The 14,652-nt window shown below is 70.8% G+C and carries 7 protein-coding genes and 1 riboswitch; of the genes, 2 read left to right on the forward strand and 5 right to left on the reverse strand.

Annotation, left to right across the window (positions count from 1 at the left end):
- The first annotated feature begins 48 nt into the window (after positions 1-48).
- Positions 49-218: riboswitch (cyclic di-AMP (ydaO/yuaA leader) on the forward strand.
- Between the two features lie 7 nt (positions 219-225).
- On the forward strand, positions 226-1,401 hold the full coding sequence (locus ACL02R_RS14360; RefSeq protein ID WP_412797268.1) for a M23 family metallopeptidase: 1,176 nt from the start codon (positions 226-228) through the stop codon (positions 1,399-1,401).
- A 77-nt stretch (positions 1,402-1,478) separates the two neighbouring features.
- A complete protein-coding gene (locus ACL02R_RS14365) occupies positions 1,479-2,432 on the forward strand; it encodes an aldo/keto reductase (RefSeq protein ID WP_412797269.1) in 954 nt (317 codons plus the stop codon).
- A 56-nt stretch (positions 2,433-2,488) separates the two neighbouring features.
- Here the strand turns inward: ACL02R_RS14365 and drmB are convergent, their stop codons facing one another.
- The 5 genes from drmB to ACL02R_RS14390 form a co-directional block, all read right to left on the reverse strand.
- Entirely contained in the window at positions 2,489-4,333 is a 1,845-nt protein-coding gene (drmB, locus tag ACL02R_RS14370) for a DrmB family protein (RefSeq protein ID WP_412797270.1), read from the reverse strand.
- A 2-nt stretch (positions 4,334-4,335) separates the two neighbouring features.
- On the reverse strand, positions 4,336-7,545 hold the full coding sequence (locus ACL02R_RS14375) for a helicase-related protein (RefSeq protein ID WP_412797271.1): 3,210 nt from the start codon (positions 7,543-7,545) through the stop codon (positions 4,336-4,338).
- Between the two features lie 4 nt (positions 7,546-7,549).
- Positions 7,550-9,502: a UvrD-helicase domain-containing protein gene (locus ACL02R_RS14380; protein WP_412797272.1), complete on the reverse strand. Its 1,953-nt coding sequence runs from the start codon at positions 9,500-9,502 to the stop codon at positions 7,550-7,552.
- Complete coding sequence (locus ACL02R_RS14385; RefSeq protein WP_412797273.1) at positions 9,499-14,196, reverse strand: sacsin N-terminal ATP-binding-like domain-containing protein; 4,698 nt, start codon at positions 14,194-14,196, stop codon at positions 9,499-9,501. Before ACL02R_RS14385 ends, ACL02R_RS14380 begins: the two co-directional genes overlap by 4 nt.
- 75 nt (positions 14,197-14,271) lie before the next feature.
- Positions 14,272-14,505, reverse strand: a complete 234-nt coding sequence (locus ACL02R_RS14390; RefSeq protein WP_412797274.1) for a hypothetical protein — start codon at positions 14,503-14,505, stop codon at positions 14,272-14,274.
- Between the last annotated feature and the right edge of the window lie 147 nt (positions 14,506-14,652).

Below are 14,652 nucleotides of genomic sequence, written 5' to 3' on the forward strand. Positions count from 1 at the left end.
ACGTTCGATAACGCAGCGCGGTCGTCACTGTCGTCGCAAGGACGGCACCGTGCTCTGTCGCCGAATCCGGCGTGCGGAACAACTGCACCTATGGAACCGGGGAACCACCACCTGGGGTGAATCGGACAGCCATCGGCCACCGCCGTCGGCCGCCCGTAGGAGACCTTCCTGCTCCGAACCCGTCAGCTAACCCGGTAGGCGAGGGAAGGAAAGGAGAGCGCCTCCGTGGCGTCGAACCGGCATGCCTCTTTCGAGGACGCGCGCCAGAGCGCGCAGCAGCTCCTCGGCTCGCACGACCCCCATGACACCGCCGCCTGGCCCACCCAGGGCGCGCACGGCATGCACGACGACGGCCCCTACGGCACCTACGGGACGCACCCGGACGTGGCCGAACACCCGGAGCCTCCCGCGTACTTCGGCCCGCGCGCCGCCGACGACGAGCCGCGCACCGAGTGGAACCCCAGCGAGGACACCCTCCTTCCCGTCCGCGGCCGCCACCGCGTCGCCCGCAAGGGCGGCGGCACCATCGCCCGCAGCCGCGCCGTCCTCGGCGTCGGCGTCATCGCCGCCGTGGGCGCGGGCGGCATGGCCTCCGCCAACGACCAGGGCGCCGGCTCGCTCCCCGGCATGGACGCGGCGGCCGACAAGCTCCGCGACATCCCCGGCCAACTCCCGGTCGTCGGCGGCCTGCTGTCCGCCGACGAGGCCGCGCCGACCGCCGCCCCCTTCACCGAGGCCGGCGTCACCGAGGCCGACGTCGGGGCCGGCAGGACCGACGCGGGCGAGGCCCTGCGCGCCCGCATCCTCCAGCAGGCCGACCGCCAGGCCACCAGCGCCGACACGCAGGCCGTGGACACCGCCGTCGCCGCCGCCGAGGCGGACGCCGCGAGCGCCGCCGCCGAGGCCGCCGAGGAGGAGCGCCGCGCCCTGGAGGAGCAGCGCCGGCGTGAGGAGGAGGAACGCCGCCGCGCCGAGGAGGAGCAGCGCCGCCGCGAACTCGCCGCCAGCTACGCGCTCCCGCTCTCCGACTACCGTCTCAGCTCCGGCTTCGGCCAGGACGGCGCCATGTGGCAGTCCAACCACACCGGCCAGGACTTCGCCGCCGCCACCGGCACCCCGGTCAAGAACATCCACACCGGCACCGTCACCGAGGCCGCCTGGGCCGGCTCGTACGGGTACCGCGTGATCGTCGAGCTGGAGGACGGCACCGAGCTCTGGTACTGCCACCTCTCCTCGATGAGCGTCTCGGCCGGCCAGGAGCTCACCACCACCGACCAGATCGGCCTCGTCGGCTCCACCGGCAACTCCACGGGCCCCCACCTCCACGTCGAGGTCAGGCCCGCGGGCGGCGACGCCGTGGACCCGCTGGCCTGGCTGCGCGACAAGGGCCTCACGGTCTGACGCGCGCACTCCCTCGCACCCCGGCGGCCCTGGTGACACCCCCCCGACATCAGGGCCGCCGGTCTACCCTTCCCGATATGACGAATACCCTGCGCCCCCTCGGCGACCTGCGCGTATCCCCGCTCTGCCTCGGCGGGAACGTGTTCGGCTGGACCGCGGACGAGTCCGAGACCTTCGCCGTCCTCGACGCCTTCGCCGACGCCGGTGGCAACTTCCTCGACACCGCGGACGCCTACTCGGCCTGGCACGAGGGCAACACGGGCGGCGAGTCGGAGATGCTGATCGGCCGCTGGCTGGCCCGCCGCGGCCGCCGCGACGACATAATCGTCGCCACCAAGGTCGGCAGCCACCCCGACCTGCGCGGCCTCGCGGCGTCCACGATCAAGCGCGGCGCCGAGGAGTCCCTGCGCCGCCTCGGCACCGACCACATCGACCTGTACTACACGCACTTCGACGACGAGACCGTCGAGGTCTCCGAGATCATGACCGCGCTGGACGAACTGGTCCGCGAGGGGAAGGTCCGCGCCCTCGGCGCCTCCAACATCTCACCGGCCCGCCTGGAGGCCTCCCTCGCCTTCGCCGCCCGCGAGGGCACCACCCCGTACGTCGCGCTCCAGCCGAGGTACAACCTCGTCTCCCGCGAGTCCTACGAGGGCGAACTCGCCGCCACCGCCGCCCACCACGGCCTCGGCACCCTCCCTTACTCCGGCCTCGCCGCCGGCTTCCTCACCGGCAAGTACCGCGCCGACACCACCGTGGACAGCCCCCGCGCCGCCGGCGCCTCGAAGCACCTCACCACCGAACGGGGCCGCCGCGTCCTGGCAGCCCTGGAATCCGTCGCCGACGCACACGCCACCACGATGGCCACCGTCGCCCTCGCCTGGCTGGCAGCCCAGCCCACCGTGACAGCCCCCATCGCCAGCGCACGCACCACCACCCAACTCCCCGCCCTCCTGGCCGCGACAACTCTCACCCTGCCCCCCACCGACCTCACCACCCTGACCAAAGCCTCAACCCCGCCCGCCCTTTGATCCTCCGCTCCGGCGACCGTGCACCCCGTCCGCCGCACGACGGGGTGTGTCGGACGTCAGCTCAGGTATCCGGGGGTCAGGCCGTCGGGTGTGCCGACGAGCATCGCCCGGTCGAGGAAAAGGTTGTTCAGCTCGCAGCTCGTCTCGGGAAGCAGCACACAGTTGTGGCAGGCGGCGAGGTTGAGGCCGTTCACGCCACTCGCGTCCGCCTCCATGCAGAGGGGATCGGCCGAGCACCAGGACAGCCGTTCACCCGCTGACGCGAGGGACGCGGCGAGCCGCGCCGGTTCACCTTGGAAGACGATCCCCCCGAGGCTGCCGGCCGAGTCACTGGTGGCCGTGTAGAGGAGAACCCCCGCCATCTCGCCGTCCACATAGAGGCGTTCGCGCAGCGCCGATGCCGGATAGCCGCAGTCGAGGCTCCACTCGTTGATCAGGGCGTGCGCCAACGTGTGGACGAGTACGAGACGCGACGTCAGTGCCGAGGGCTGGTCCTCCTCGACCGCTGCCCGGGACCGCAACAACCGTTCGTGCGCGGAACGCATGCGGTCCGTCCGTGCCTGGGGCGAGTGGGATCCGACCAGGCCCTCCCACGAGCTGAGGCGTTCGGCGTCCAGTTCGAGGAAGACGCCTTCGCCGACCACCTCGATGGCCGGAAGCCACGGAAACCTCTCCTCCCTCGCCAGCGGCATCGCCCGCCGGTAGTCCGCCTCGCTGCGCACGAGAGGCTCGATCCGGGTGAACGAGCTGAGGGCACGGACCTCGCGCAGCCGCTTCACCAGCATGACGCGGCCCACGCCTGGGACGTCCGTGTCGGACGCGTCGGAGGGGGGCACGCACACGAAATGCTTGTTGCGCGGGGATTCGGGGGTCTCCCGGACCAACTGCCGGTGCTCTTCACGCCGCAGCCTCCGGGCGGCCTCGAACTGGGTCGCGCTCTCCGGTTCTTCCGGTGTGTCCCTGCGACTGTCCTCCAACAGACGGATCGTGTCCAAGACTTCCTTCAGGGTGTACTCGCCGTCGTCCAGCCACCCCGCTCTACGAGCGAACGTCTCGACATAGGAGATGTCCGCGCCGAGCAACTGGCGCCTTTCCCCGCGGACGAGATCAACCAACGTGTCGTGCCACGGGGGGATGGAGAGCGCCGACTCGACCGTGGGGAACCACGCGGCGGACGAGCCACGCTGGAGCACGCGCAGTTCCTCCCCGCACGTCTCGCGGGCGTCCCTACCGAGCCAAGGACGACCGCCGTCACACGCGATACCCAGCCCGGCCATGGCGCTCCTGCCGAACGCGCCTTCCAACGACCCCGTTCTGCCGCAGTCGCAGGCGACGACGATGCTCTGGAGGCTCGCCGTCCGTCCCTCGGCCGTCAGGGTCAACCGCGCCTTCGTCCGGTCGCAGCCACTCGGTGTGAACTCTCCCTCACCTCGCGGCCGTGCGTGCAGCCAGCGATGGTAAGGGAACTCATCGAGATGGCCGCGGGCACACGCGACGACGAAACGTGACGGCGTGATGGGCGTTCCGCAGTCGCCGCACGAGTTCCCGTCATGTCGCGTGCCGAAATCGCGGTGCCGGCGCAGAGCCCGGCAACCCGGGCAGACGTACATCTCCGGGAACCGCCGCACCTTCGCCCCGTTGCCTCGGGGGGCAGGAGAGAAAGGAGGCAGGCGGAACTCCTCGACCTTGAGGGCGCTCTCCAGACGCGGTTCCCACACCCTCTCGTCTTCCTGACTGTCCCAGCTGTCCAGGCCACTGACGATGTACGACTGGTCGCCCACGGCGATCATCGCCCCCACCCCGTAGGTGGTGATCATCTGCGTCCGTCGGACGGCGCCGAGCGGTCGGCGACGCCGGCTGTCGTCATCTCCCGGTCGTGCACCGTGCGTTCTGCGTGGCATGGTCAGCGCTCCAGGTAGAGGTCGGACGCGGCGTCGACGTCCCGCAGGCTCCACAGGGTGGGCCACGCCATGTCGAGGTCGGGATCGGAGTGAGTGCGCAGCAGGGCGGTGTCCGGGTCCCTGTCGGGCCGTGCGGCGAACGAGTGCGGAGCCTCGTACACGAGGTCGGGATTCGCCTCCGCGAGTCGGAGCCAGTGCCGTACGAAGTCACGCAACTGGGCGTCGGTGGACGCCGTCTCCTCGGCCGCACGCCGAGGGATACGGGCCACGAGCGCGGCGCGCACCGCCGCCAGGTCGCCGAGGAACGACTCGACGCGTCCGGCGGCCCGGTTCGACCGTGCGGCCGGCAGGGTCAGCCGTACGAGGCCGACGAACGCGGCGTGCAGGGCCCGGTCCCGGGCCCTGACGGACCAGGGGGTGACGCTCGACGACTCCACCTGTCGGTAGAGCGCCGAGTGGTAGGGGAGGAAGTTCTCGTAGTGCGACAGGTCGCGCGAACGTGCCCCGTTGAAGAGGGTGACCACGAGCCCGGGGTGCCGGCGCCCGACGCGGCTCGTGGCCTGGATGTACTCCGCAGTGGTCTGTGGCTGGCCCATGACCGTCATCAGTCCCAACCGGTCGATGTCCACGCCCACGGAGATCATGTTCGTGGCGAGCACGACATCCTCCGCCCGTTCCGTCCCGTGCCCGAGAGGAACGGCGAGGGACTCCAACCGCCGTGGGATCTCGCTGGACGCCACCCGACTGGTCAACTCACTGGGAACGACGTGTCGGGGTGCGTCCGAACCCTCCCTCGCCGCGTGTGTGCGCAGCCGTTCGTTGACGTCCGCGTGGACCTGGAGTTCGGCGGCGGCGAGCAGGCGGAGGCTGTTGAAGTATCCGACAAGGGTCCAGTAGGCGTCGCGCACCTCGTCGCCCCCTTCGAGGCGGGCGGCATGGTGGAGCAGGGACGCGTATGCCCGGATCAGGAGCGACGCCTGTGACATACCGGGGGTGAGCAGCCCCACGTAGCGACGGCCCCTCCTCCCCACCGGTGCCTGCACCGCGAACCAGGAATCCCTGGCGTCGAGCCCCGCCGGCGGGAACTGCGCGACCTTTCGGTCGAAGAGCACCTCTCCCTGATGTTCCGCCCGTCGGATCGTCGCGGTGGACGCGATGACCTTCGGCCGGTCGGCGGCGAGGTCCACGGCCGCCTCGTAGAGCCCCGCCAGGGTACCGAGCGGGCCGGAGATGAGGTGCAGCTCGTCCTGCACGACCAGCTCGGGCGGAGGTGTCCCCGGGACGTCACGGTTGAAGAGGGCCGCCACGTCCTCCCGCCATGCCACGCGCGCGAACTTGTCGGCGGTCGCGACGACCAGGGTCGGCCTCGTGCGGTAGAGCTCCTCGTCCACCACGTGCACCGGCAGGCCGGTGTGGTACGGGCAGCCGTCGCCGGGGCAGCGGAGCGTCATCCGCCCGCCCCGGACGTCCACCCGGTGGTCCGCGACCCGCAGGGGTGAACCGCACCACGGGCAGCGTCCGAGCTGCACCGGGTTCCTCTCCTGCAAAGTCCTGCCCTTCGCGAGGTCGCGGAGGGACTCCTCGGCCTCCTTCAACGTGTTGGGCGTCGCGGAACGCCCCACCCACATGCCGATCGAGATCGGCTCGTCGCCCAGCCGTCCCGGCGCGCCCGCCCGCAGCCGGTCCATCGCGCACATCAGGCGCGCGGCTCGTTCGAACTGCTGAAGCGTGAGCAGCCGCAGCGTGTAGCGCATCAGGACCGTCACCCCGCCGCCGGACCGTCCGAGGAGCAGTCTCCGGTGGAACACGGTGAAGGCGATCAGACCGAGGTACGCCTCCGTCTTGCCACCACCCGTGGGGAACCACAGCAGGTCCACCACACCGCGATCCTCGTGACCGGGGTCCACGAGTCCGTCCAGACAGAGCAGGAGGAACCCGATCTGGAACGGACGCCACGTGCCCTGTGGCGTCGGCTCGCCGGTGCGACCGTCCGCCATCCAGACACCACGCCCGAGTTGGAGCGCCATCGCCTCGTTGGCCAGGCGGAACGCCTCGAACGCCCGGTCGTCACGCGCGAGGAGCCGCACGCCGCCCCCCATGCGGTCACGCGCGGTGCGGCAGAGACGTAGCTGTTCTTCGGCCAGCGCCATGTACTCGGTGTCGCCCCAACGACCGGCGCGCAGCGTGGCGAGGTCGGCCTCGCGGGTCCTGATCCAGCCGGCGTAGGCGTCGAGCAGTGTCCCGAGCGAGGCGACGACGTCCGTCCGTGCGGCGGTCGCCAGGGTGGTCATGCCGAGACCGCGGACGTCGATGTCCGGATTGGACTCGGTGAGCGGCACCTCGTGGGACGGGACGAACTCGGTACGCACACAGGCGACACCGGCCGGACCGTCCGCGGTCTCGGGCGCGCCGGGCGGTGGCGGGGACCAGTCCCAGTCGGCCGCGCAGCCGTGGCCCGTGGCGAAGGAGGGGGCGTGACGGTACAGGAGACGGTTCAGGCGGACCTCGTCCTCACCCGCCCCCTCCGCCACCCTCTCGATGAGGGCGGGTGAACCGTCCGGCACCTCGACGCGGAGTCCGACCTGGAAGAAGGCGTGGGCGTCCCGGGCTTCTCGTCCTCCCACCAGATGGGTGTTCACCAGGGTGGTGGTCACCGCGAACCGGCCGTCTCGGACCGGCCTGACGCGCAGTCTGAGTTCCAGGCCGTGGGCCAGGGGCACGGTCGGCGACCCCGGGCAGGTGACGTCGAGCGGCGTGACGGGCAGGTCGAGCCGGCGGCGACGCCACCGGAGGTCCTGCGTGCCGGTCGAGCGGCGTTCCGCCCGCCGGGGAACGGTGGGAAGGCCGTGCGAGTCCACCGGATCATAGACGGCGGCCTCCGCGTGGACCCGCACCGTGCGGCTGCGGGACGGGTCCACCGTGAATGTCAGCCCGGTCGCGGAGGGGCGTCGGACGCTGGTCAGCGCGATCCCGATGTCGGGTGCCTCGTCCACCGGCGGGTCCGCACCCTCGTCGTCCTCCTGCAAACTCTCCTCGGCGGCGAGCTCCTCCGTGGTCCGCGGGATGAGGACGCCCGTGGCGTAGGCGGTCAGCGGCCAGTCGTCCAACACCTCGGTCGAGGCGGCCTCCCGCCCGGTCGGCCCGAGCAGGTCGCCCCTCAACCGTTCGACCAACTCGTCACGGAAGCGGGTGTGTGCCGTGTGGTCGCTCATCGTGTCACCTGTCCCTCTGGTGGCTGTCCCGGTCGGCGGTGCCGTCGGGACCCCGGTCCCGCTCGTCGTAGTGGAAACGGCCGATCCCCACGACCCGGGGCGCCAGCCAGACATCGTGCGGACCGAAGTCCGGGCGGGCCGCCGCGCCGCGCTCACCGGCGACAGACTCGATCGTGTCGAGTCGCAGACCGGTTATCCGTCGCGGCCAGTTCCGCGGCCGGTAGCCGGCGTACTGCCGCAGGAAGCGGTAGAGGTCGCCGCGGAACCCGGTGGAGGTCACACCGATCACCCCCTCCTCGTGGCGGAGGGCGTATCCGGGCGCGAGCAGGGCCGTGTGGTCCTCCGGTACGGAGTCGAGCCTGATCAGCTCCAACGGATCGCCCGCGCTGACGACCGCGCGCAGGACGTCCTGCACCTTTGTCGCGTCAGCCGCGACGAGGTGGGCCCCGCCGGGCAGGGCGGTGTGGATGTCGCCGGCCCGCAGTTCGAGGCCGAGTCGCTGCCACTTCCGCGGACCGAACCTCGCCCAGCGCCGGGTGACCGGGTCCCGGCGTACCGCGCGGACCCCGTTGACGTCCGGACGGGCCGACGGAGGCAGGACAAGGCGGTACAGCTCGTCCCTCGGCCTGGTCATGGCCACGTACAACGCGCGGGCGAGGTCGGCGACGTCGGCTGCGTCCGGGGTGCCCCCGCCCGTCGGCTCCCCGGGGTCGACGACCAGGACCCGATCGAACTCCAGTCCCTTCGCACGGTGATAGGTGGAGACGACCAAAGGGTGCGCGGCCTGGGCCGTCAGCTCGTCGGGAAGTCGTCCACCGGCCAGCGCGTCACGCAGCCGAGCCGGGGCCAGCGTGCGGCCGGAACGGTCGCCCGCGACGGATTTCAACGCGCGCCACAGAGCCTCAGGCTGCCCGTCCGAGGTACCGAGGGGGAGGCTGGGCAGGAGCTCGGTGAATCGTTCTTTCGTCAGTGGACCCGCGCCCCCGGGACCGCGCAGCAGCTCCGTCGTCCATGGCGGGGCCGCGCGCTCCTGGGCGGCGCGGCGCAACTGATGGGGGACGGCGGCGGCGTGCAGCCATTCCGAGATCAGCAGCGCCTCCCCGTTGGTGCGACAGAGCACGGCGGTCGTGACCCCCGTGTCCAGAAGCGACTCGCGGATGAACGGCACCGAGACGTCCCCGAAGTCCATGAGTCCGGCGAGCGCCGTACGAAGGTTCTCGTGCGCGCGCAGTGCGGCCGGGAGGGTGTCGCAGGAACGCAACGCGTCCGCGGACGACAGCACGCAGCCGGCCTCCCCGGTGCGGGCACGGAAGTTGCGTGTCAACGAGAGCTCGACCAACTCGTCCACGAAAGTCCGGCGGAGCCACCTGAGGAAGAACCCACCGGCCTCCGCGCGTTCGGCGTCGTCGGTGCTCTGGTAGCCATGGATCGCCTGGGCAGGGTCGCCGACGATCGTGAAGCCGAAGTCGTAGGCGTCCAGCAGCACCTCGACGAGGCCGCGCCGCTCCCCCACCAGGTCCTGCACCTCGTCGATGACGACGTGCCGCAGCTCGGCGAGCCACTCCGGCGCGCGGGACGCGTCGGCGACGACATCGGCCGCCGCCCGCACACGGTCGTCGAAGGGCCGCGCACGCCAGTCGATGTCGGCCGCCACCTCTTCGAGGACTTCGAGGGCCCAGGAGTCGAACGTCGTCACACGGACATGGCGGGTCGCCTCACCCGCTCGTGCGAGGCGCTCACGCAACTCCCGTACGGCCGAGCGGGAGAAGGTCAGCACGAGGATCTCCCCCGTCCCCAGGTCATCTGCGGTGACGAGTGCCTGCACACGGCACACAAGGGTGTGTGTCTTGCCGGCTCCGGGACCCGCCGTCACGAGGGTCCTGGCCTTCGCAGGGAGCCGGACGACAGCGCGCTGCTCGTCCGTCAGAAGCGGGTCCCCTGTCCCGTCGATCGTCACGCAGGCCCCTCCCACAGGTACTCCAGGTCGGTCCAGGCGAGTTCGCGCCCGAAATTGAGGATGTTGTCACGCACGTTGAGGATCAGGCAGCTCTCCTTGCCGCCGTTGAGCGGCCCCCGCAGGCCCCGCCCGATCATCTGGATGTAGGTGTTCGGGCTGTAGGTCGGTCGGGCGACCACCACTGCGCGTACGGCGGGAGCGTCGAAGCCCTGGGTGAGCACGTTGTAGTTGGTCAGCACCCGGACGTACCCCGAACGGAACGCCTCGACACGCCGGTTCCGGACTCCGGTGGGGGTCTTGGAGTCCACCGACGCTGCGGCGATCCCTCTCTCGTTGAGCAGGGCGGCGAGGACCTGCGCGTGCTGCACCGACGTCCCGAACACCAGCACGGGCCAGTCCGCCGGAAGCCGTTCGATCTCCTCCACGATCCTCCGCGTGCGCGAGACGTCGTCGACGAGACGGTCCACGACGTCGCTCGGCAGCGTCATGCTGTTGCTCTTCTCCACCTCGGCGATCTGGGACGGCGTCAGGGTGTAACTGCCTCCGGACAACTCCCTCTGCTCGACGCGTGACAGGACACCGATGCGCTGTAGGTGGGTGTACGGGTCCTCGTCCCCGAACACGTCACGATCCAGGCGCTTGTGTCCGAACCGGGCTGCCAGCCTGCGGGTCTCCTCCTCGCCGCTGCCTCTGAACGCCGTGGCCGTGAGTCCGACGAGATGGCGTTCCGTCCGGTTGTGCGAGACACCCAGGCTGTCCAGCAGCTTCGTGTACGTCCGGGGGACCGCGAAGTGCGCCTCGTCCACGACGACGAGTCCCGCCTCACGCAGCCAGGCGAACGGCTCGGTGTGCAGATGTCCCCTCAACGTGTCGTCGATGGCCACGACGACCTGCGGCCCGTCGGTAAACGGCTCAGCCCGCATGCCGCCCCACATCCTGCTCACCCCGAGCGCCGTGTCGGGGCCCACCTGGGACCACACGAACTTCCACGTCTCGATGGCCTGCTCACAGAGTTCGGCGCTCTGTGCGATCCACAGCACCGGGCCTTTGAGCACACCGTCGGCGAGCGCCTGCACGATCGCCTCCACCGCGATTCGTGTCTTGCCCGCGCCTGTCGGAAGCTGGAGCATGGCGCGTTTCTCGGTCCCCTGCACGAGATGCTGGTACATGTTGGCGACGAGGCGCATCTGGTAGGTGTGCAGCGGGCGCGGTTTCCTCGGACCCGCCACCGTCTCGAACGACGCGACCGACCGTTCGGCGTCCTGGTCGCCGGCCCACTCCGCGGGGAAGCCGTAGGTCCGTACGAAGGTCCGTGCCGGTGCCTTGCCCGTCCACTGGTGCGGTGCGTCGAAGCCCTGCTCGACGAGAGCTGGGGCCAGCACGCGGAGGACCTCCTCGCCGTGGGCCGCGACGGTGAGCTGCGCCGTCCTCAGATCGTCAGGCTTCGCGCCGGTCAACTCCTCGTCCGCCTGGAGCAGACCGGGCGGGAGTGCCTCGCGCAGCAGTTCGGGGCCGACGGCGAGCAACAGCTTCCTGGCGGGGTCGGGTTCCTGCCGTACGCGAACGAGGCGCTGGTCCTCCAGGTCCTTTCGCTGGCGTTCCAGGAGGTCCGCGCAGCCGGCCGGGCCGAGCCCGAGTCGGAGCACGCGGTCCACGGCCAACAGCACCTCGGACTCGTCGTCGGGGCCGCGCAGCAGGACGGTGTCGCCCCGCACCGCCTCCGTCAGTGGATCCTCGTGCCTGCCGTCCGGTGTGCGCGTGACCCTTGCGAGGTACGAACAGTGGGCCAGCCGCCAGGTGATCCCCCGGGGCAGCCGCTGCCGGAGCCGGGGGTAGAGATCGGTCAGTTCGACCGGATCGTCGAGCACCACCGTCTCCAACTCCTCGGACATCAGGTCGGACGGCGCGGAGAAGCCCCACTCCTCGATCATGTGCTCGGCATCCGCCCTGTCCGGGACCAGTAGGACGGGAACTTTGGCCCGCCGCATGGCGGTGTGCACCTGGCGGTCGGCCGTGACGCCGATCTCCTCGTCGGGCCGCGTCGTCCATTCCTCACCGATCTGGCAGCGGGTCCCGTCCTCCGGCCATGGGATCTCCGTCTCCTTTCCGAACCCGGTCAGGAGGGCGTACGCGGCCCCGACGAATTCGGCGTCCACCGAGACGTGCGCTCGGTCGAGCAGTTCGGACCAGACGTCCGGGTGCACCTTGTCCGCGGTCGCGGGCAGACCGAGGACGCGCGCCGTGTCAGGCGGCAGCGCGGCCACGGGGAGCAGTTCCGGTGCGCCGCCCAGTTCCGCGCTGACGCACAGACGGGGTTTCCTGACGCCCATGGATGTCGGCACCACGCCGGTCTGGTGCGCCATCCAGACAAGGGGGGACGGGACCGGCTGCCTGCTGTTGCGGTTCACTCCTACCTGTTGCGTCCAGTTCTCGACGAGTCCGTGCGGGGGCAGGTGGGCGAGGAAGGCCGCCCGCCCTTCCTCCGAGAGCCGTGGCAACAGGTGGAGCGGACCGGCGGGGGACGCGCCGTCCAGGTGCACACTGCTCCGGTTGGGACGACGTGCGGTCTCCGGAAGTGATTTCAGATACCGCACGTACGCCTTCCCCCGGTACTCCTCGAACCACGGGTCGGCCCTCGGGTCCCATTCCGCCACCGGGCGGTCGATCGCGCCGAGCTCACGGAGCAGGGCGGTGTCGGCAGCATGGCGGACAGGGTCGATCAGCAGCTCGCGGTCCCGCGACCCGTCGGCGGGTACGACGGGCCCGCCGAGGAACGTGTCACGGATCGGGCGGAAGACCCCGTCCACCGTCCGGACCCTCACGGCGCGGCGCGGATCGTCGATCTTCTCCCTCACCGCCGCTGAGCCCCTCCCGCCCCCGACGGACCGCAGGAGTTCCCAGAACTCCTCCCAGTCCGCCGTTCCGTAGCCCGTGAACCCGAGGTCGAGCACGGCCTTGAGCCTCCCTGCGGGATCGGCCTCCTGAACCCCGAGGACCTCCAGAGCCCGGCGTGCGTCCGGGGCCTCGCCGACCTCCGGGTGCACGTAGACGATGTCGTCCCGGAGCCCGGTCCCCGCGACCAGGCTTCGCCGGTAGGCGGCGCCGGGTGCCGGGGGGACGAGGTCGCCGCGCTCGGTGAGCAGGACGCGCGCCCCTGCCGCAGCTTCCGCGAGTTTCGAGCCGTCGAGCCGCATCTCGGCGACGATCCGCACGGCCAGCGCCGAGGCCGCCGGTGACCGCTCCGCCACCAAGGCCTCCAACCACTCGATCACCGTGGCGGGGTGGACGCTGACGGCGGACTGGATGTCGCGGACACGCGACCGACGTTCCTGCTGCCGTTCCACGGAGTGGTGGACCCAGTTCACCGGGCGTCCCGGGTGACTCGCCCACAGCTCGAGCCACTTCGTCCGCAGCTCCCCCGGGTGCAGTCGCAGCGTCCGGGGGTCGCGCAACGTGCCGGTCTGGTCGGGCAGCGAAGGGCGCCGCGACGCCACCTCGATGACCTGCTCGCTGAGCATCCTGTCGCCCCACTGCGACGCCTCGCGTCCACGAGCGGTCAACAGAGTGAGGCAGTCCCCTGGATCGTCCCGGTCGACCAGACGCGGCAGACATCCGACGACCAACTCGGCCGCGACGCGGACCAGCTCCGCGTTGAAGTCACTCTTGGTGAGGTTCTGCCGGTCTTCAGGGGTCTTCCACGGCGCGTTGAGGTATCCGGTCAGCGTCGTGTCGTAGTGCGTCGGGAAGAACGCCCAGAAGTTGCCCCGCCTGCCCCGCGCCGCCGTCCCTCTGCGGGGAACCGCCCAGGACAAGCGGATGACGGGGCGCCCGTGCAACTCGCCCGCCGTCCGCATGGCCTCGGGACTCGGCTCGTGGTCGACGTGGAAGACGTCCCACGCCTCGGGCTTCCCCTCGACGCCGTCGCGCTCCTCGGTGATCTCGTGCCGGGTGTCCTTGGAGCGTTGGCTGAGTACGCGCCGCATGGTGTGGGAGGTGCGCCTGTCCTCCAGGACGACGGAGGACACATGGGCGGAGAACAGGAGGAAGTGCTGCGGGAAAACCCGGAGGTCCTCGCCCAGCCGCCGCACCGCCTCGTGGCGCAGGGGGAGGACGACCACGGTGCTGGCCCAGCCCATGAGTTCGTCGAGCACCGGGTCGTGGCGACGGTCGGTCGCCAGGTCGAGCGGCTGGGCCATGCGGAGCACAGGTGTCTCCTCGGCCTCCGGGAGGCCGGGCAGCACTTCTCTTATCCGGGCCGCCGACCAGGACCGGTCGAAGCCGAAGGAGCCCGAGACGCTGTAGAGACGGGGGGTGTCGCACACGCTGAGCACCGACTTGAAGCCCACACCGAAACGACCGATCTGACCACCGCGCTTCTTGGACACGGCCATGCGCAGGATGGTGTCCGCGCCTTCGGGTGTGACGGGGTGGCCGGTGTTGGCGCAGTAGAGATGCGTGTCCGTCAGGAGCACATGGACGACACCGCCCTCGGCGTTCTCCTGGTTCTCGTCCGCGCCGTTCTGCACCAACTCCCAGATCTGCCGCTCGCCGTAACCGCCCTGGGTGATACGTCGCTCGTTGTTGGCGTGCTCGGCCACGTGCCCGGGGTCGGCACGGTAGACGTCGAGGATACGGAGCGACTGTGCGACGACCGTGGCCGTGACGTCGGAGGGCTCGTCGTATGCGCTGCTCATCGTGTGACCGGCTCCCGGGAGAAGCGAGGTGGAGAGGGCATGGGTCGAACTGTGGGAAGCGCCAAGGGAGTTTCCCTAGGACGTACCGTAGGGCGTACCACCGACATCCGGTGTGTGGACGGCTCCGGGCGAGGGACCAGGACGGTCCGCCTGGTCCTCGGTACCGGGGTCGACGAGGAACGAGGAGTTCCCCTCGTCGAAGCGGACATGGCTCCACGCCGTCGATGTCGAGTCGCGGGTGTCGCCCGGAGGGGGTGGGATCACGATGTCCGGCACCGTGCCGTCAGAAGGGATGCGTGACGGGGCCATGCTCGATCTCCTCTTCCGTGAAGGGAAGGGCGCGTGTTGCTGGCGGGACCGGGGTGGGCGAGAGGCAGTGATCGTGGCGGCCCTACGGGCTTTCCACCGGTTCGGACAGGTCGTGGGCAGAGCTCCGCCCCGGGACATGTTGCCCTC

It is taken from the genome of Streptomyces sp. MS19, from assembly GCF_047200595.1.
Lineage (GTDB): Bacteria > Actinomycetota > Actinomycetes > Streptomycetales > Streptomycetaceae > Streptomyces.

Coding starts and splice junctions, on each gene's coding strand:
- ACL02R_RS14365 (WP_412797269.1), top strand. CDS start 1,479: ATGACGAATACCCTGCGCCCCCTCGGCGACCTGCGCGTATCCCCGCTC.
- drmB (WP_412797270.1), bottom strand. CDS start 4,333: ATGCCACGCAGAACGCACGGTGCACGACCGGGAGATGACGACAGCCGG.
- ACL02R_RS14375 (WP_412797271.1), bottom strand. CDS start 7,545: ATGAGCGACCACACGGCACACACCCGCTTCCGTGACGAGTTGGTCGAA.
- ACL02R_RS14385 (WP_412797273.1), bottom strand. CDS start 14,196: ATGAGCAGCGCATACGACGAGCCCTCCGACGTCACGGCCACGGTCGTC.
- ACL02R_RS14390 (WP_412797274.1), bottom strand. CDS start 14,505: ATGGCCCCGTCACGCATCCCTTCTGACGGCACGGTGCCGGACATCGTG.